Annotated in this window: 13 protein-coding genes; 2 read left to right on the forward strand and 11 right to left on the reverse strand. The window is 69.5% G+C overall.

The features are described from left to right. The first annotated feature begins 366 nt into the window (after window positions 1-366). On the forward strand, window positions 367-1,659 hold the full coding sequence (locus tag AC5L3X_RS04395) for a hypothetical protein (RefSeq protein ID WP_494855260.1): 1,293 nt from the start codon (window positions 367-369) through the stop codon (window positions 1,657-1,659). 4 nt (window positions 1,660-1,663) lie between these two features. Here the strand turns inward: AC5L3X_RS04395 and AC5L3X_RS04400 are convergent, their stop codons facing one another. Further along, window positions 1,664-4,000, reverse strand: coding sequence for a hypothetical protein (locus AC5L3X_RS04400; RefSeq protein WP_494855262.1), 2,337 nt, complete (start codon window positions 3,998-4,000; stop codon window positions 1,664-1,666). Between the two features lie 1,170 nt (window positions 4,001-5,170). Here AC5L3X_RS04400 and AC5L3X_RS04405 point away from each other — a divergent pair. Further along, window positions 5,171-8,725, forward strand: coding sequence for a DUF4082 domain-containing protein (locus AC5L3X_RS04405; RefSeq protein ID WP_494855264.1), 3,555 nt, complete (start codon window positions 5,171-5,173; stop codon window positions 8,723-8,725). A 98-nt stretch (window positions 8,726-8,823) separates the two neighbouring features. Here the strand turns inward: AC5L3X_RS04405 and rfbB are convergent, their stop codons facing one another. From rfbB to AC5L3X_RS04455, 10 genes are all read right to left on the reverse strand, one after another. Beyond that, the gene (gene rfbB / locus AC5L3X_RS04410; RefSeq protein WP_494855265.1) at window positions 8,824-9,801 is read right to left on the reverse strand and encodes a dTDP-glucose 4,6-dehydratase; all 978 of its coding nucleotides are present in this window, start codon (window positions 9,799-9,801) and stop codon (window positions 8,824-8,826) included. Beyond that, a complete protein-coding gene (locus tag AC5L3X_RS04415) occupies window positions 9,798-10,865 on the reverse strand; it encodes a glucose-1-phosphate thymidylyltransferase (protein ID WP_494855266.1) in 1,068 nt (355 codons plus the stop codon). The genes rfbB and AC5L3X_RS04415 overlap by 4 nt, the downstream gene beginning before the upstream one ends. A 145-nt stretch (window positions 10,866-11,010) precedes the next feature. Beyond that, window positions 11,011-11,433: a GtrA family protein gene (locus AC5L3X_RS04420; RefSeq protein WP_494855267.1), complete on the reverse strand. Its 423-nt coding sequence runs from the start codon at window positions 11,431-11,433 to the stop codon at window positions 11,011-11,013. After that, window positions 11,430-12,380: a WxcM-like domain-containing protein gene (locus AC5L3X_RS04425; protein ID WP_494855269.1), complete on the reverse strand. Its 951-nt coding sequence runs from the start codon at window positions 12,378-12,380 to the stop codon at window positions 11,430-11,432. The genes AC5L3X_RS04420 and AC5L3X_RS04425 overlap by 4 nt, the downstream gene beginning before the upstream one ends. Next, entirely contained in the window at window positions 12,377-13,363 is a 987-nt protein-coding gene (locus AC5L3X_RS04430) for a glycosyltransferase family 2 protein (protein WP_494855270.1), read from the reverse strand. Before AC5L3X_RS04430 ends, AC5L3X_RS04425 begins: the two co-directional genes overlap by 4 nt. Before the next feature lie 4 nt (window positions 13,364-13,367). Beyond that, entirely contained in the window at window positions 13,368-14,534 is a 1,167-nt protein-coding gene (locus AC5L3X_RS04435; RefSeq protein ID WP_494855271.1) for a DegT/DnrJ/EryC1/StrS family aminotransferase, read from the reverse strand. A 169-nt stretch (window positions 14,535-14,703) separates the two neighbouring features. Continuing rightward, window positions 14,704-15,495 (reverse strand): formyl transferase, encoded by a 792-nt coding sequence (locus AC5L3X_RS04440; protein ID WP_494855272.1) that lies wholly within the window; start codon window positions 15,493-15,495, stop codon window positions 14,704-14,706. Next, a complete protein-coding gene (locus AC5L3X_RS04445) occupies window positions 15,492-16,388 on the reverse strand; it encodes a polysaccharide deacetylase family protein (RefSeq protein WP_494855274.1) in 897 nt (298 codons plus the stop codon). The genes AC5L3X_RS04440 and AC5L3X_RS04445 overlap by 4 nt, the downstream gene beginning before the upstream one ends. Window positions 16,389-16,466: 78 nt before the next feature. Beyond that, window positions 16,467-17,798 (reverse strand): lipopolysaccharide biosynthesis protein, encoded by a 1,332-nt coding sequence (locus AC5L3X_RS04450; protein ID WP_494855276.1) that lies wholly within the window; start codon window positions 17,796-17,798, stop codon window positions 16,467-16,469. 4 nt (window positions 17,799-17,802) lie between these two features. After that, a complete protein-coding gene (locus AC5L3X_RS04455; protein WP_494855277.1) occupies window positions 17,803-18,933 on the reverse strand; it encodes a glycosyltransferase family 4 protein in 1,131 nt (376 codons plus the stop codon).

Raw genomic sequence — 18,933 nt, forward strand, 5'->3', positions numbered from 1 at the left:
CGGCTCCTCGATGACAGGTCTGGTTCACGTCCGCGAAGCTAGCTAGGGAATCGGTCAGTTCCGCTCGCGCCGTCTCGGTGGGTGGCGAAATGTTTCCTCGCTCCCTACCTGAGCGTGATCGTCGGGGAGTCGCCGCTTACTCTTCGTACGTCCTGGGCCACATACGGACGGAGTGGACCGCCGGAAAAGGCGTCAGGCCGGAAAGAATGCGCAAGGTGAAGTAATCAGCGGGCCATGGCCATCCTCGGAAAGTGATGTCACGAGGTTCCGGCGCTAGCGTCGTCGTCGCCCGGTCGCTTCCCGGCGATTCGGTTCGAATGCTGGGCATTGGAGCGTCATGCTCAGCGGGACTGAAGGTCGCATTTCATGGAATTTCTCATTGTCGCCGCCGCCGCTGTGACGCTCGTCTGGCTCGTCCACGCGAACCTGGACGCGGCGGTGGCCCGGCGCGTGCTTCCGGTGCTGCTCGGCGCGTTCGTGCTGCGCCTGGTCATCCACGTCCTGGTGATGCGGTCGGGCGTCATCGAGTACGGCGGCGACAATCTGGACTACGAGGCCCGGGCGATGGAGATCGTGGGCTACTGGCGGCTGGAAGGCGTCCAGTTCGTCACGGCCGACGAGATGAGCTCGCTCTTCTCCATCGCGGTGCCGTGCAACGTCTTCGCCCTGGTCATCTACCTGTGCGACGGCCCCGCGCCGCTGGCCTGCACGGCGATCGTGGCGCTGCTCGCGTGCGCGCTGTGCGTCATCGTGCACAAGTTCGCCAGGCTCGTCGGCGCCGACGAGCGCGCCGCGTTCCGCCTGGTCGTCGTGACCGCCTTCATGCCCGCGCTGCTGCTGCACACGTCCGACACCTACAAGGACGGGTTCAACGCGTTCCTCGTCGTGGCCTGCGTCGGCATCGGGGCGTCGGCCGCGCGGCGGTTCAGCCTGAGCAGGCTGGTCCTGGCGGCGGGGTTGCTGTGGTGCCTGTGGTACGTCCGCCCCTACATGGTGTTCATGTGCGTGGTGCCGCTGATCTGCGGAGTGCTGGTCTCGAAGGCGAAGTTCTCGGTGCGCAAGCTGGTCACGTTCAGCGCGCTGCTGGCCACGGCCATGCTGTTCTTCGGCAGCGTGTACGACAGCGCCGCCATCGAGCAGCTGCAGCAGCAACTGGACCGGGGACAGTCGAACGTGGTCCGGTACGCCAACGCCACCGGCGGCTCAGGGGTGATCTTCGAGGACGGCGGCGACGCGTGGAACTCCCTCGGGGAGAAGCTGGTCTACACGGTCCTGTCGCCGTTCCCGTGGGCCTCGGGCAGCCTCGCGCTGCACCTCGGGAAGATCGACGTGCTGCTCTGGTATTTCCTGCTCTGGTCGGCGGCTCGTGGCGCCGTGCGGCTCTGGCGCCACGATCGGCGAATCCTGCTCATCCTGCTGCTGTTCATCGTGCCCGGCACGATCGCCTACGCGACCACTATGTCCAACATCGGGCTGATCTTCCGGCAGCGGATCCCCATCGTCCTGGTCACCAGCCTGCTCGCCGCGGTGGCCTGGAGCCGGCTGCCGCTGGGGTCCTCGGTGGCTCCGTCCGGCGCTCCCGGAGCTCCCGGCCGCTCCAGGGCGCGGGACCCGCGGCCGGCCAGGCACCTGACCGGGGATCCCGCGCCTCGCCGGTGACTCCCTACCGATCTGTCTGGTAGACGGCGAAGTCCCCGGAACGGAACCGGAGCCGGGCGAAGTCCGCGAGGTCGCGGCTCACGCCGGGGCGCGTCCCGTCGACGAACAGCCAGCCGACCCCGTAGCCCTCCCGGAGCCGCTGGACCGCGCCCGTCGACGGAGCCGCGAAGGCCGCCTCGTTCGCCTCGAACCGGGCCCGGTCCCAGAACGGAAGGCTCATCACGGGCAGGCCCGGCTGCCAGCGGTCCGCGTTCGTCGACGTGAACGCCCAGCCCTCGATCAGGAAACGCCGCTCGGTCAGGGCCGACATCCAGAACTGGCGAGTGTCGCACGGGTTCTCGAAGCCCCACCGGCAGTGCACGTTCGTCGCGACCAGGGTGTCCTCGGGCGAGTTGGCGCGCAGCCACCTCGCCGCGTCCAGCGCGCCCTGGGGGATAGCGACACCGGGCTCCGCCGAGGCCGCCTGACCGCCGCCGCCGTACGCGAAGGACAGGACGCGGGCGTGATGCGCGGCGGGCAGGCCGATGGCGGCCAGCGCCGTGAGCAGCAGAGCCCAGCCGCGGCGGCCCGGCTTCAGGACGACCAGGACGAGCACCGCCAGGGTGACCACCACGGCCAGCGCGACGGGCGGCCGGTAGAGGACGGAGTCCGCCTGGCCGGGATCCAGCGGCGTCCTGACCCCGCAGAGGACAGGGATCGCGTACGCGCAGACCACTCCGGCGCCCACGGCGCAGAGCGTCGCCCGGCGCGATACCCGGCCACGGCGCAGGATCATGATGAGCCCGTGGACCGCGATGATCGCGAGATAGGGGTAGGTCCCCCACAGGAAGTAGAGCTGGCTCCTGCCGGGATGATCGAGCACGAGGATCGCGCCGAGACCGGCGGCGCTGATGCCCAGCATGAGGACCACATCGGCGCGCAGCAGCGATCTCGGCCGGCTCAGCAGCCCCAGCACCGGGCACCAGGTGACGGCCCAGGACAGCAGGTAGATCGTCAGCACGCCGAGCAGCGAGGCCAGTGGGGGCACGGAGTCGATCGGCAGGCCGGTCAGGTCCTGCCAGACCGTGCGCAGGTAGGAGAGCGGGGCGACGATCGTGCCCTGCCGCTGGCCGCCGTACAGGACGTACTGGGCGAAGAACAGGCATCCCGCGGTCATCGCGAGCGTGACGACGGCGGCCCACGGAGGCCGCCGCCTCCTGACCACCTTGACCGCGATCACCGCCAGCAGCCCCACGGTGAGCATGGGCAGGTGCGTGGCCTTGGCGCCCATGACCACCACGAGGAAGATCGCGAGGACCAGCCATACCCCGCCGCCCCACCGGCCCAGCCGCAGCAGATCGTGCACGAGCAGCACGACGGGAACGAACAGCAGGGCCCCGAACGCGAAGGTGGGGCTCCCCCACGCCGCGTCGTGCATGCCGCCGAAGGTGAACACGCCGCTCGAACCGAGGTAGAGGAGGGGCGCCCCCAGCAGGACCGTCGCGCAGGTGGCGATCAGGGCTCCCCTCCACGACTCCATCACCTGCCGCCCCAGCATCGCGACCAGGACGACGAACGCGGCCAGCACCGGCAGCATCCCCAGCCGGAAGAGCAGGACGAGCGGCTCCACACCGCTGATCCAGCTCGCGGCGGCGTAGTGCGCGTAGACGAACCAGTGATAGGAGAGCGGCTCGCCGGCCACCATGGGGGTCATGGGCGGCATGTGCTGCTTCAGCTCACCGATCAGCGCGAGGTGGAACGGCGCGTCATCGGGATAGCCCGCCAGGGCGGGCCAGGACAGCGGGCCCAAACTGTAGTAGGCGCGCGCGCTCCAGGCGACCAGATAGCAGACGATCGCCGCCAGCGACCACGACCACCAGACCGGAGCGGCCGGCCGCGCCCCGCCCTTCCAGTGCCTGCGGAGCCGGGGAGAGGCGAGGAAGGCGACGTAGACGGCGACCGGCCACGCCACGACGAGCAGCGGTAGGTCGAGGGCCCGGACGACGATGTACACCAGCACTTCGATGGCGTAGCCGAGCGCCACCCCCAGCGCCAGCTCCTCCGCCAGGGTGCGGCGGTCGCCGTAGAGGGCACGGACCAGCAGCAGCCCCGGACCCGCGAGACACAGCACGACATAAGCGCCGAAGGCCGCCATGTCCCCGATGGAAACACCGTAGAACCGCAGGACAACGGCGACGAACCCCAGCGTGAGCACGGCGGGCAGCCACGAGAACACCCCCCGCGCTCCGGGGGGACGGCGATCCGGATGTCGCCCGGCGCCGGGGAGCCGGATCTCGTGCAGGTCTTTGGGTGATCCTCCGGGGGCATGGGCGAAACCCTCGAGAGACGCGGAACCGGTCATGAGCGTGAGTCTGGCAATTCCGGCGACCGCGACAGGGCGAACACCGGGCGCTCAGCGATGTCCTTGCCTTTCCTTTGTTCCGGCACCACCGACTGTTCCGCAGGCAGGGCCGAAGCGTTCTCACGCGCAGGCCGGCCCTGATCCGGCGAGCGGTTGCGGCGTGGGGATGCGCTGGTGGCGGGCGGGTCGGTGGCGGTGACGTGCTCTGAGTGGCGGGCACGTAATCCGTTGGAATTTCCGGGACCACGCACAGCGAGGCTGTATTACCCGCTCACGTAGTACCACCCGGACAAATAAACGTAGAAACACTCGGTGGTTGCGCCTCCCGGAAAGAAATGTCTCCAAAGCTCGCATTGCTCCTTGGTGGAGTAGGGACCATGCCAGCCCGGCACGGGGGCGAGACTCTCGCTCACGGCAGCGGAAGGCGTGCTGTAGACGCCACTGTTCGATGCCAGAGTCGATGCGTTCGCAGGTGCGGCAATGAAGAAAGCGGCAGCCAGGCCGCCGAAGGTCACAGCAGTGGCGAGAATTTTGCGTAGCCCGAACATCGTTTGGATCCTCCATGGTCTGATTAAGATCGATTGGTGAACTCTGAGCCCACGTGAGGTCAGCGAAAACTCCATCTGGCCTCAGTGTCTTTCTCGTTCGTACGCCAGGCGGACTGACAGCCGCGATCGCGGGATAACTCGTCTGCCCCTTCCATCGGTTGGTGTCTTATTAAGGCTGCATGACGATGCCGGGCCCTGTCTTACGGATGAGTGCACTCGTATTTGGTCTGCGCGCACTGTTGCGTATTGCTCGCGGAACCGGCGTGAGGAAAGGCCCAGGGCCGAAGCGTTCTCAGGTGGTGAGACCGAGTGGCTGAAGGCCGTCGGCTGGGTGGCCGCGGTCGGTGGCGGCGGCGAAGTCGGTTCAGCCGATCAGGCGGGCCAGGCCGCTGGCCAGGTTGCGCAGGCCGGCCATGATCCGGGGTGCGGTTGCGGTGCGGACGTATCGCCCGGAGAATCGACCATCCGATTCCGCCTCCACCAGTAATCGGTATTAACGACGATATCGCTCCACTTGTGGGCTTGGTCGTAAGAAAGCATTGGCAAAGACATCGCTGTATGACACCTTCCACACCGTCTCCCGCCACGCGTTATCGCCAAACTTGCCGCCATCTGACATTGCTTGACTCTGGATGCGGCCGGGGGCCACGTGCTGAACAGCGGGCAGAAGACCGGTTTCCCGGCACGGCGGCTGCTACGCACCGCGCTGTTCGGGCTCGGCGGCGGCGCGGCGTCCGCGCTCAGCCTGCTGCTGGGCGCCGACGCTCCGCCGGCGCCGGTCACTCAGCCGCCGGCGCCGATCACGGTCGTCGCCGCCGACCGGCACGCAGCACCCTCCTGGAGCCGCGCCTCCGCGTACGACCCTGTCGACCGGATGCGGCCGGGGAAGCGGCAGACCGTCACCGAGGCCTTTCGCAGGATGCGCCGGCACCTGCCCGCCCAGACCCGCAAGGGCAGAGCCGAATGCCCGCCGACCTCCGTCATCTGCATCGAGAACAGCCTGCCGGGCAGCCCACCGAGCCAGTGGGACGTGCCCACCCAGGGCGGCATCCCCGGCTATCCCACGCAGATCAGCGTGAACAAGGGGCAGACCGTTCAGTTCAAGGTGAACACCGGCGCGACCGACTACCGCATCGAGATCTTCCGGCTCGGTTACTACAGCGGCCTGGGCGCCCGCCAGATGGCGACCGTGCAGCCCTCCGTCACGCTCCCCCAGCTACAACCGGAATGCGTGAGCGAGCCGTCGACGGGGCTGGTGGACTGCGGCAACTGGGCGGTGTCCGCCTCCTGGGCGGTGCCGGCCACCGCCGTCTCGGGGGTCTACATCGCCAACCTGATCCGCGAGGACGGCATCAGTGGCCTGAGCCAGATGATCTTCGTCGTCCGGGACGACGCCCGCCAGTCGGAGATCCTCCTGCAGACCTCCGACGCCACCTGGCAGGCCTACAACACCTACGGCGGCAACAGCCTCTACACCGGCAGCCCGGCGAACCGGGCGTTCAAGGTCAGCTACAACCGTCCCTTCGACGCCCGCAGCAGGTTCTTCGGAGCCGAGTATCCGATGGTCCGCTGGATCGAGGCCAACGGCTACGACGTCAGCTACACCAGCAACATCGACACGGCCAGCCGCGGCGCGGCGATGCTGAACCACCAGACGTTCATCTCGTCCGGCCACGACGAATACTGGTCCAACGACATGCTGGACAACGCCTACGCAGCCCGGAACGCGGGGGTGAACCTGGCCTTCTTCACCGGCAACGAGATCTTCTGGAAGACCCGGTGGGAGCCGAGCATCGACGGGCAGGCCACTCCCTTCCGCACCCTGGTCTGTTACAAGGAGACGCTGGCCAACGCCAAGATCGACCCCAGTCCGCAGTGGACGGGGACCTGGCGTGATCCGCGTTTCTCCCCGCCTTCGGACGGGGGCAGACCGGAGAACGCCCTCACCGGCACGTTGTTCCGGATGAACGGCTACTCGTACAACGCCATCAGCGTGCCCGCGGAGTTCGGCTCCATGCGGTTGTGGCGCAACACCTCCATCGCCGGCCTGCAGCCGGGGCAGGCGGTGACCTTCCCCCTCGGCACACTCGGCTACGAATGGGACGAGGCGCCCGACAACGGAGTCGCGCCGGCGGGACTGGTGAAGTTCTCGCGGACGACCGTGTCGACCACCAATCTGTTCCTGCTCGACTTCGGTAGCACCTACGGCGCCGGGACCGCGACGCACAGCCTGACGCTCTACAAGCCCACGAGCAACGCGCTCGTCTTCGGCTCGGGCACCGTCCAGTGGGCTTGGGGGCTGGACGCGGTCCACGACCTTCCCGGGACACCGACGAACATCGACATGCAGCAGGCGACCGTCAACCTGTTCGCCGACATGAGGTCCCAGCCGGCCAGCCTCCAGCCGGGGCTGGTGCCGACGACGCCGTCCACGGACACCGCTCCCCCGACCTCGGCGATCAACAATCCCGCCGCCGCGGGCGTCGTGTCCGCGGGTTCGGTCGTCCAGATCCAGGGCACGGCGGCCGACACGGGCGGCGGCGTCGTGGCGGGGGTCGAGGTGTCGGTCGACGGCGGCAACCGCTGGTTCCAGGCGGTCGGCCGCACCAACTGGACGTTCAACTGGACGACGCCCGGCACCACCGGACCTGTGACGATCAGGACACGGGCGGTCGACGACATCGGCAACATCCAGGGCACCGCGACGCAGCGCACGGTCACCGTGGCCAGGGACTGTCCGCCCTGCACCCTGTGGCCGGACACGACCGTGCCGGCCACCGTCTCCACCAGCGATGACAGGGCGGTGGAGCTGGGTGTGAAGTTCCGGGCCACGAGCCCGGGCTTCATCCGGGGGGTCAGGTTCTACAAGGGCGCGCTCAACACCGGAACGCACACCGGCAGCTTGTGGAGCACCTCTGGGCAGCTCCTGGCGACCGCGACGTTCACCAACGAGACGGCCAGCGGATGGCAGCAGGTGAACTTCTCGACACCTGTCGCCGTCACCGCCGGCACCACCTACATCGCCTCCTACTTCACACCGACCGGCCACTTCGCGGTGAACCGGGCCTACTTCACCGCCCCCTATGAGAACGGCCCGCTCATCGCCCCCGCCGACGCGGCCTCAGGCGGGAACGGCGTCTACCTCTACAGCGCGACGAGCGCCTTCCCGGCCAACACCTTCAACGCCAGCAACTACTGGGTGGACCCCGTCTTCGTGCCGTCGAACAGCCTCTTCGACGCCTCTATGACCCCGTCGACGATCTCCTCGGACAACAAGGCCATCACGCTCGGCGTGAACTTCAGGGCGTCGACCAACGGGGTCGTCCAGGGAGTCCGGTTCTACAAGAGCTCGCTGAACACCGGGCCGCACACCGGAAGCCTGTGGAGCAGCGACGGGCAGCTCCTCGCCGACGCCGTCTTCACCAACGAGACCGCGTCAGGCTGGCAACAGGTGACCTTCTCGTCTCCCGTCACCATCTCCGCCGGCACCACCTACATCGCCTCCTACCACACACCGTCCGGAAACTACGCGGCCTCACGGCAGTTCTACGCGTCGCCCTACACGAACGGGCCGCTCACGGCGGTCGCGAGCGGGCCGGGCACCGGGAACAACGTCTACACCTACGGCGCGACGAACACCTTCCCGACGAGCACCTTCAACGCCAGCAACTACTGGGTGGACGTGGTGTTCGTGCCGTTGAACAGCCTCTGGGACGCCTCGACGGTCCCGGCCGGCCAGTCGACCGACAACAGGGCCGTGACGCTGGGTGTGAAGTTCCGGGCGACCACCGGCGGGGCCATCCAGGGGGTGCGCTTCTACAAGGGCCCGCAGAACACCGGGCCGCACATCGGAAGCCTGTGGACCGCCGACGGGCAGCTCCTGGCCAGCGCGACCTTCACCAAAGAGACGGCGACGGGCTGGCAACAGGTGAGCTTCCCCTCGCCTGTCACTATTGCCCCCAACACCACCTATATCGCGTCTTATTACACTCCCAGCGGACTGTTCTCGATCACCCGGCCCTACTTCACCACCCAGTACGTCAACCGCCCGCTCATCGCCCTCGCCGACGGCGCGGAGGGCGGGAACGCCGTCTACACGTACGGTGCGGGGAACACCTTCCCGACCAGCAGTTTCCAGTCCAGTAACTACTGGGTGGACGTCCTGTTCGCGCCCTGACCGGACCGGCACGGAAAGGCTCACGAAAAGGGCTCACCCCGGCGGTCATCGCCGGGGTGAGCCTTTTCTCTACAGCAGGTTCGCGGCGCCGGCCACGCTCAGAGCGTCGCCTCCTTCAACGGCCGCCACCATGCCTCGTTCTCCCGGTACCAGCGCACCACCTCGGCCAGCCCCTCGTCGAAGCCGACCTGGGGCTCGTAGCCGAGCGCCCGGATCTTGCCGCTGTCGACGGAGTAACGCCGGTCGTGACCGGGCCGGTCGGCCACGTACGCGACCATCTCCCAGCCGGCGCCGACCGCGTCGAGCAGCCGCCGCGTGAGCTCCCGGTTGGTCAGCTCGACGCCGCCCCCGATGTTGTAGACCTCTCCGGCCGACCCCTTCTCCAGCACGAGCTGGATGCCGCGGCAGTGGTCGTCGACGTGCAGCCACTCGCGTACGTTGCCGGCGTCGCCGTACAGGGGCACCGGCCGGCCGTCGATCAGGTTGGTCACGAACAGCGGGATGACCTTCTCGGGATACTGGTACGGGCCATAGTTGTTGGTGCACCGGGTCACCCGGACGTCCAGCCCGTAGGTCCGGTGATAGGCCCGGCAGAGCAGGTCGGCGCCCGCCTTGGCCGCCGAGTAGGGCGAGTTGGGCAGCAGCGGCTCCTCCTCGGTCCACGACCCATCGTCGATCGACCCGTACACCTCGTCGGTCGAGACCTGGACGACGGCCCGCACGCCGGCTTCGAGCGCGGCCTGCAGCAGCCGCTGGGTGCCGTAGACGTTGCTCAGGACGAAGTCACCGGGGCCGGTGATCGAGCGGTCGACGTGCGTCTCGGCCGCGAAGTTGACGACGACGTCGTGGCCGGGAACCACGTCGGCGAGCAGCCGGCCGTCCGTGATGTCGCCGTGGACCAGGGTGTATCCCGGGTGCCCGGCGACCGGCAGCAGGTTGGCCAGGTTGCCGGCGTAGCTGAGTTTGTCCAGCACGGTCACCTGGACGTCCTCATAACCCGGCAGGCGCCCGGACAGCAACGACCGCACGTAGTGCGAACCGATGAACCCGGCGCCGCCGGGCACGAGGATTCTCACGCTCTCACCTGAATCTTGCTGTGGTCTCCGACCATGAGCTGGTTGACGTGCGGAAAGTCCATGGACCGGGTGACCTCGACGTTACGGCCGATCAGCGAGTTGGTGAGCCCGCGGACCCCCGTGATGGACGACTCCCCCAGGATGATGCTGTACTCCACCTCGGCGCGCTCCAGCACGCAGCCCTCACCGATCGAGGTGTAGGGCCCGATGTGGGAGCCGCTGATCTTGGTGTTGGCGCCGAGCACGACCGGTCCCCTGATCACGGAGTTCTCGACCAGGGCGCCGGGCGCGATGACGACGCGGCCGCTGATCTCGGAGAACCCGTCCACGGTGCCCCTGACGTCGTGCTCGATGGTCTCCAGGACGATCTCGTTGCACTCCAGCATGTCCTGTAGCCGGCCGGTGTCCTTCCAGTAGCCGCTGACCAGATGCGAGTGCACCCTGAAGCCGTGGTCGACCAGCCACCTGATCGCGTCCGTGATCTCCAGCTCGCCGCGCGCCGACGGCCTGATCGCGCGGACGGCCTCGTGGATCGCCGGGGAGAAGGTGTAGACGCCGACGATCGCGAGATCGCTGCGCGGATGGACCGGCTTCTCCTCCAGCGCGACGATCTCGCCGTCCGGCCCGAGCTCGGCGACTCCGTAGAACCGCGGCTCGGCGACCTTGGTGAGCAGGATCTGGGCGTCGTGGTCGGCCCCGCGGAACGCGTCCACCAGGTCGGCGATGCCGTCCACCAGGAAGTTGTCGCCGAGGTACATCACGAACGGATCGTCGCCGAGGAACTCCCGGGCGATCAGCACGCAGTGCGCCAGCCCCAGCGGCTCCTCCTGCGGGATGTAGGTGACCTCCAGGCCGAAGCGCGAGCCGTCTCCCACCGCCTCCCGCACCTCGCGGGCCGTGTCGCCGACGATGATGCCGACGCTCCGGATGCCCGCGTCGCGGATCGCCTCCAGCCCGTAGTAGAGGATCGGCTTGTTGGCTATGGGGACCAGTTGCTTCGCCGAGGTGTGGGTGAGCGGGCGCAGTCTCGTGCCCTTACCGCCCGCCAGAACAAGTGCCTTCACCGCTCACTGAGCCCTTCCGCGAAGAGTGCATGCCGCGTGAACCGCCTGTCCACTTGACGGTATGCGAGTGCGAATTACCGGGCCGTCCGCCACATTTCCCTTTGCCGAAGGGCGTGCCACATGTTGCCAACGCGAGAGGGTTCGGTCAGCGGGCGACCCGGAGCGGCCGCCCGGCGGGCTCGGGTCGCGCCCGCGCCGCTCGGGTCCCCCTGAGCACGTGGCGGGTCAGTACGTACGTGAGCGGGACGTTGACGGCCAGCACGACCGGCATCGCGAGCCAGGGGGCGAGCCCGGCCCCGGTCAGCAGCACGACGAGTCCGAGGCCGACCAGGTAGGCGACCAGGTACACGACCGGGAAGCGCAGGGCGGACCTGAGTGAGGCCCGGGTGCGGAACACGAAGACGGTGTTGATGACGTAGCCGAGCACGATCCCGGTCGCGTAGGCCAGCGAGTAGGCGACCGGCGGCGGCATCGACCACGTCAGGACGACGAACAGACCGTGGGTCACGGCCGTGTTCGTGGCTCCTCCGGCGACGAACCGGGCGAACCTCCGGCGCGCCGCGTTCACACCCGCACCGGCTCACCCGAGACGACCCGGCGGAACTCGTCGTACGAGCGGATGTAGTCGTCCGGGTCGTAGGGATGCGAGGCGAACACGAGCAGCAGGGCGTCCGGCGAGTACCGGTACTGCGTGCCCCAGATCATGGCCGGCATGTAGACGCCCCGGCTGGGCCGGTCCAGGCTGATCTCCCGCCGGTTGCGGCCGTCGTCCAGCAGGACTCCGCACGAGCCGCGCACACAGATCAGGAACTGGTCGCACCGCCGGTGCGCGTGCTCGCCGCGTACCTCGCGGCTGGGCACGTTGTAGACCAGGAAGTAGCGGGCCGGCCGGAACGGCAGCTCGCGCTCGAACTCGCCGACCGACAGCTCGCCCCGCAGGTCCTTGGCGACGCGGAGTTCGTGGAGGGTCGCCTTCCCCACGCCGAGGCCGGTGCCGCCGGCCGACGGGGCGCCGCCCGCCGCGAACGGGACACCGGGGTCCACCGGATCGGCGACGTAGCCCTTGATGCGGGCCGGGTTGCCGACCACGATCGCGTTCGGCGGGACGGACCGGGTCACCACCGCGCCCGCGCCCACCATCGCGCCGGTGCCGATCTCCAGGCCGGGCAGGATCGTGCTGTTCGCCCCGATGGAGGCGCCGGCCCGGACGACGGTGCGGGTGAACGCCTCGGGACGGACCCTGCTGCGCGGGAACGGATCGTTGGTGAACGTCGCGTTCGGGCCGATGAAGACGTCGTCCTCGACGGTGATCCCGTCCCAGAGCTGCACCCCGCACTTGACGGTCACGCGGTCTCCCACGACGACGTCGTTCTCGACGAAGACCCCGTCGCAGATGTTGCAGTCGCCGCCGATCCGGGCGCCCGGCAGGATGTGCGCGAAGGCCCAGACCCGGGTGCCGTCGCCGACGTCCGCGCTCTCGCAGAGCGCCCGCGGATGGATGTACGTCGTGCTCACGCGTGCCTGCCCGTGCAGAGGAGATCGGCGGTGGTCTCGGCCGCCCCCTCGAAGGTGCTGGCGGTGCGCACCAGGGCCAAGGGACGTTTCTTGGTGTTCTCGTAGCTGCGCCAGGCGTAGGAGCCGACGAAGCCGATGCCCAGGGTGTTGAGCGCGCCGAAGAACGTGATGACCACGATCGTGGCCGCGTACCCGGCCGCCTCGATCTGCCCGGTCAGGCGCATGACGATCACGAGTACGGCGAGGCAGCCGGCCACCACGAACCCGAGCAGGCCCATCACCGTGAGGATCCGGATGGGCAGGTCCGTGAAGGCGAAGACGCTGTCCAGCAGATAGTCGATCTTCTTGCGGAGCGTCCAGGTGCTCGTGCCGTGCGCCCGCTCGCGCCGGTCGTACGGCACCTCGCCGCGCCGGAAGCCGAGCCAGTAGACGAGCCCCACCAGGGATGTGTTGGCCTCGTCGAGCCGCAGCAGCTCGTCACGGATGCGCTGGTTGCAGCCGAAGACGTCCACCCCGCCCTGCGGGATCTCCGGCACCACGAACCGGCGGTAGAACGACCAGAACAGGTTGGCCGTCAGGCGCGACATCCCCGGGTCGTCGCGGCTCTCACGAACCCCCACCACGATGTCCGACTCGTCCTTCACCAGCCGGTCGAGGAAACTGAGCAGGAGCTCGGGCGGCTCCTGCAGGTCCGCGGCCATCACCGCGAAGTAGTCGCCCCGCGCGGCCCGCAGACCGGTGCGGATGGCCGCGAACGATCCGAAGTTGCGCGCGTGCAGCAGCAGCTGCGACCGGAACGGCGCCTGCGGCAGCGCCGCCTTCAGCAGTTCGAAGCTGTCGTCCGGGCTGCCGTCGACCACGAAGACGAACTCCACCGGCAGCCCGTAGCGCTCGGCGACGGTCGCGCCGACACCGGTGAGCTCCTCGATCAGCAGCGGCACGGTCTCGGCGTTGCGGTACACGGGGATGATCACGGAGAACATGGCCTCACCACGTGTTCAGGCACGAGATCACCCGCGTGACCTCGCCGTCGGAGAGTTCGGGATAGCAGGGCAGGGTCAGGATCGAACCGGCCAGGGCGTCCGTCACCGGCAGCTCCGCCGGGTCGCCGAGACCGGCCAGCGCGGGCTGGCGGTGGTCCGGCACGGGGTAGTGCACGTCGCTCAGCACGCAGGCCGACGCCAGCCGCGCCCGCAGCGCCTCGCGGTCGTCGCTCACGACCACGTAGAGGTGGCCGACGAACTCCTCGCCGTGCACCGGCGGGCACTGGATCTTCGGGTGGGCGATCTCCCGCGAATAGCGGGCCGCGATGGCCCGGCGGCGGTCGTTCCAGGAGTCGAGGAAGGGCAGTTTGGCGCGCAGCACGGCGGCCTGCATCTCGTCGAGGCGGCTGTTGCGCCCGCCGCCGGGGCCGGCGCGGTACTTCGACTCCCAGCCGTACTGCCGCAGCCGCCGTACCCGCTCGGCGACGTGCGCGTCACCGGTGACCACGGCGCCCGCGTCGCCGAGCGCCCCGAGGTTCTTCGTCGGGTAGAAGCTGAAGGCCGCCGCGACGCCGAACGTGCCGGCCCGCCGCCCGCCGCGCGCGGCGCCGTGCGACTGCGCGCAGTCCTCGAACACCGGGACGTCCGCGTGGGCCGCGACGTCCAGGATCGCGTCCATGTCGTGCAGCAGGCCGAACAGGTGCGTCACCACGACCGCGTCGAGTCCGCCGCCGGCGGCGGCCCGCTCCAGCTCGGCCGGACGCATCAGTTTCGTGTCCGGGTCCACGTCCACGAAGACGGGGCGGGCTCCGAGGGCCAGCAGGGCGGTCGTGGTGTAGAAGCCGGCGTTGGCGACGGTGGCGACCCGGCTGCCGGGCCCGACGCCGAGAGCGCGCAGTCCGAGCTCGATGGCGTCCGTCCCGTTCGCGACGCCCACGCAGTGCGCGGCTCCGCAGTAGGCGGCGAACTCCCGCTCGAACGCCTTCCCCTCCGCGCCGAGGACGTACCAGCCGCTGCCGAGCACCCTTTCGACGGCGTCGCGCACCGCCGCGCCGGTCGAGAACGCGTGCCGGCCCAGATCGTTGATCAGGACACGGCCCGCGCCCTCGCTCCCGCCGTCGTCGAGCCCCTCCAAGGGGAGGTAGGGCGAGTAGTGATCAACAGAGCGCATCGTCGGCCTTTGCTGCGTGCGGCGGTCACGGCTGCCAGGACAGGCGCTCCACATTCAACGCGGGCGGGAGCCTCGGCGGATCCGCCCGACACGCGGGGCACTGCCATCCCTTGGCGAGCCATTACCCAGGGCTTGCCCGGCGGAGGTCCCCCGGCGCCGGGGGACGAGGTCACACGACCGCCGGGCGCGCATCCGGTCGCCGCAGCTTCCGCAGCTCCCGCGTGAACCGTACGTACTGGGACGGGGTCGGTGAGTACCACTGGCGGCTGGTCAGGTCGGAGCGCCGGTAGGGGCGCGAGCGGCCGTCCAGCACCGCGCGCACGGCCTCCGCCATCGCGTCCAGCGCGCCGAGGTACTGCTTCACCGGAAGCGTGCGGTAGGTGTCGGTGAACGGGTCGACCGCGACGGGCTCCTGCGCGAGGATCTCGCCTGTGTCCACGCCCGGGTCGATCAGGTGGATCGTCGTCCCGACCAGCTCGGGGCGGCCCTCGTAGATCGCCCAGAAGCCGCCGTGCACTCCCCGGTATCTCGGCGTGATGCCGACGTGGATGTTGACGAACGCCGGGGCGCATTCGAGGATCCGCCTGCCGACGATGCCCGTGCCCGAGACCACGACCGCGCCGGGCCGCTCGTCGCACAGCAGGCCGGCGACCTCCGGGCCGTTCACGGACCCGACGTCCAGCACCCTGAGCCGGCCGTCGGGAGGACGGCGGTCGTGCCCGGCGAGCAGCTCCGCCACGCGGGCGCGTGACCGCGGCCTGATCACCATCCGGTCGTAGCCGAGGAAGGCCAGCTGGGCGGCCACGGCGCGGACGCCGAGCTTCCGGAGCCGGTGCCGGAGCAGCCGTCGCTGACTCCCCTGCTCGAAGACCACGGCCGACACCTCGAAGCGCGCCGCCAGGTGGTTGATGAGCAGGTAGGAGGTCTCGCTGCGGGCGGCCAGGATCACGATGCCGCTCACCGCCGCGCCCCCGCCCCGCTGACCTCGGCGTTGGCCAGCACGAACTCGGCGGCCTGGGCCATCGTCATGACGGCCAGCTCTCCCCTGTCGCGGCGCGCGCGGACCTCTCGCAGGATCTGCTCCAGCGCGCCGAACATCCGGGGATCGCCGCCCAGGTTGAACGGGTGGAACCAGAGATGGTAGATCTCGCCCCGGCGGACCGCGCGGTCGAGACCGAGCCGGGCCTGCCGCACCCTGGAGGCGATCGGGATGAGCCTGCGTGGCCCGTTGCCGCCGATGAGAAACTGCGACGCGGGCAGGTTCACCAGGCGCTCGCCCTCCCGGAGGGCGGGCACGGCGTAGGTCGGGGCGGCCGTCCCCAGGGCCCGATCCAGGAAGTGAAGCGCGCCGGAACGGTTTCCGTACCAGTTCCGCTCCACCCCTCGATAGGCGATGATCCCGAAATCGGACAGGGTGTCGACGAATCCGACCTGGTTCCGCGGATAGACGATGGAGCGCATCGGCAGGCCGAGCCGCTCGCTCACCTCGGCGGCGGCCTCCAGCTCGCGGACCCACACGTCGCGGGTGGTGCGCGGATCATGCGCGTAGACGTGGCTGAAGGTGTGCGTGCCGATCTCGTGGCGCACCCGCGCGCCGGTGAGCCACTCCGTCAGATAGGGCGCGCTGTACCAGCGTTCCGGCGTGCGGGCAGGCCCGGAACGGGCCGCCGGCTCCAGGAGGAGCCGGCCCACCACCGCCCACGTGGCGGGGACCTGGTATCCGTCCAGCAGATCGATCAGCCGCCGAATGATCTGTGGTTCCTCGTCGAGAATTCTGGAGAAACGCGGCAGGTCTTCGGAATTCGTGCCCCAGGCCAGCTCTGTATCGAGAGAAAGAATGAATATTCCGGGCATGCGGGGAGATTATCAATCGCCAAACCGCATTCAGCCGGCAGGCGGTCCGATTTCATCGCGATTTTGGTTAAGTCATCATTACCCGGGCCGGCCGGCACGGGCCGTTCTCGCCGCCGTGCCGACCGCCCTCCTCGCCGTCAACGGCCGCAGCACCGAACGCAGGTCGGCCGTTCCCGGTATCAACTCTCGCACCGGCAGCCCGGTCGACCGGGTGAACCGGACGACTTCGAGGAAGGCCATGAGGACGTAGGCCACGGTGGACGCCACGGCGGCGCCCACCGCGCCCCACCGGGGAATCATCACCAGGTTGAGCAGCACGTTCACGGTGAGGGCGCTGACCGCGATGGCGGTCATCGTGATCGGCCGGTCGAGGCGCACCAGATACTGCTCCAGCGGCCGGACCACCATCAGCGCGATCGTTCCCGGAGCCAGCGCGAGCAGCGGGGCGACGCTTCCGGCGAAGGACGGGCCATAGACCAGCGGGATGAGCCAGGGCGACGCCGCCGCGAGCAGGCCGACGAGTGCCGAGGAGACGAACAGGTTGATCCGGAGCGCGCGTGCGGTGACCTGCGAGGCGTCGGACACGTGGCCGCCCGCCTGCTGGGGAAGGACCACCTGCGTGATCGTCTCGCCGGGGATCCGGGCGAGGGCCATCACCGTGACGGCGACGGTGTAGATGCCCACCGCGGCCGCCGAGTCCAGGGCGTTGAGCAGCAGGATGTCGATGCTGACGAGGAAATACAGGGCCACCCAGCCCACGTGGTACTTGGCCGAGAGGGCGAGCTGACACCGTACGAGCGCCCTGTCCCAGTGACGCGCGCTGGGCCGGAGCCCGCGCAGCCCCCGGACGAAGGGCAGGGCCGTCGAGATCGCCCAGCAGATGATCACACTGGCGACGGTCACCTGACCGATCGCCGCGAGAAACAGCAGCGGCAGGCACTGCGCGAGCGCGGCGAGCAGGATCGTGCGGTTGACGAACTCCATCCGCGACCGCAGCGTCAGGATGCCGTCGAGGTTGATGGCCGCCGCGCCCAGCGGCACCACCGCCAGCGCCAGCGCCCACAGGGCGAACCCGCCGGGCGAGCCACCGGCCGTGGCCAGCGCCAACGCGCCCAGCGCCGACACGGCGCCCAGCACCAGCCCGAGGACCAGGCCGTTGGTGACCAGCGCCTGGTGCCGCGTCCGGTCCGACCACCAGGCGATCTGCGACTTCTCCACCGACAGGTGCCCGACGACGATGGCGGCGCCCGCCGCCGTGGCGATCACCGCGTAGACGCCTCTGCCCTCCGGCTGGAGCGTGCGGGCGATGAGCACCCCGGTCGCCATCGCCAGGATCAGCCTGACCGCGCGGCTGACCAGCGTGTGCAGGACGACCGTCTCGGTGGACCTCACCGCGGGGGGACGGGCCATGGGATCAGGTCGCGCACCGATCCTCCAGCAGCCGGTGATACAGGCCCATGTGCTCCTCCACCATGGTGGTGACGTCGAGGTTCTTGCTCGCCCACAGGCGGCTCGCGGCCCCCAGCGACGCGGCGAGCTCCGGATCGTCCAGCAGGCGGACGACGGCCTGGCTGAGGGCCACGGGGTCCGCCGGAGGAACGAGGACGCCGCGGTCCTCCACCAGCTCGGGCGTGCCGCCGACCGAGGTGGCGACGATCGGCCGTCCCCGGGCCATCGCCTCCATGACGGAGTTGCTCAGCCCTTCCGAGACCGAGGGCGAGACGACGATGTCGGCACGGTCCAGCATCCCTCTGCTGTCCGTCATGGCTCCCATGAAGCGGATGTCGAGATCGAGCGCGTTCGCCCGCTCCCTGAGCCGGTCCTCTTCGGGGCCGTCCCCGACGAGCACCACGGTGATCGGCCTGCCCTGGCGGGCGAGCAGCGCGGCGGCGTCGAACAGGAAGCCGTGTCCCTTCTCCGGCCGGAGCCGGGCCAGGCAGAGCACCACGGGAAGGCCGGTGTCGATGCTCGCCGGTTCGACCGGGTCGAACGCCGAATCCTGGAGACCGTTGTAGATCACGCTGAGCTTCTGGGGCGGAACCCCCTCGACCGTCCGCGCGTCCTCCGCCACGGCCACCGCGTTGGCGACGACGTGATCGGTGATCCGGACCATCGCGCTGCCGAGCTTGAAGCACCAGCGGTCTCTCAGGATGTCGCTCAGGCTCCGGCGACCGGCCACCAGGACCGGGACCCGGGCGAGCAGGGCTGCCGGGGCCGCCGGCATGTAGCACTCCATGAGAAAGGCGTGCAGCACGTCAGGACGGAGCCGGCGCAGCAGCCGCACCAGGCGGGCGAAGAGCCACACCCTCTGCATGACCGTGGCCCGGCCGCGCCGCCGCCGGACGAGGTGGTGGACCTCGATCCCCGCGGCTCGCAGCCCCGCCTCGTGGGGCCCGCCTCCGACCAGGAGGACGACGTCCACCTGGATGCCCCGGAGCCGTAGTTCGCGGGCGAGCAGGACCACCTGCGTCTCGGTGCCGCCGAAGCCCAGTTGCCCGATGAAGAGCACGACGCGCCGCAGGGTGGCATGGCCACCGGACGCCAC

This window comes from Nonomuraea sp. CX421 (assembly GCF_059358955.1).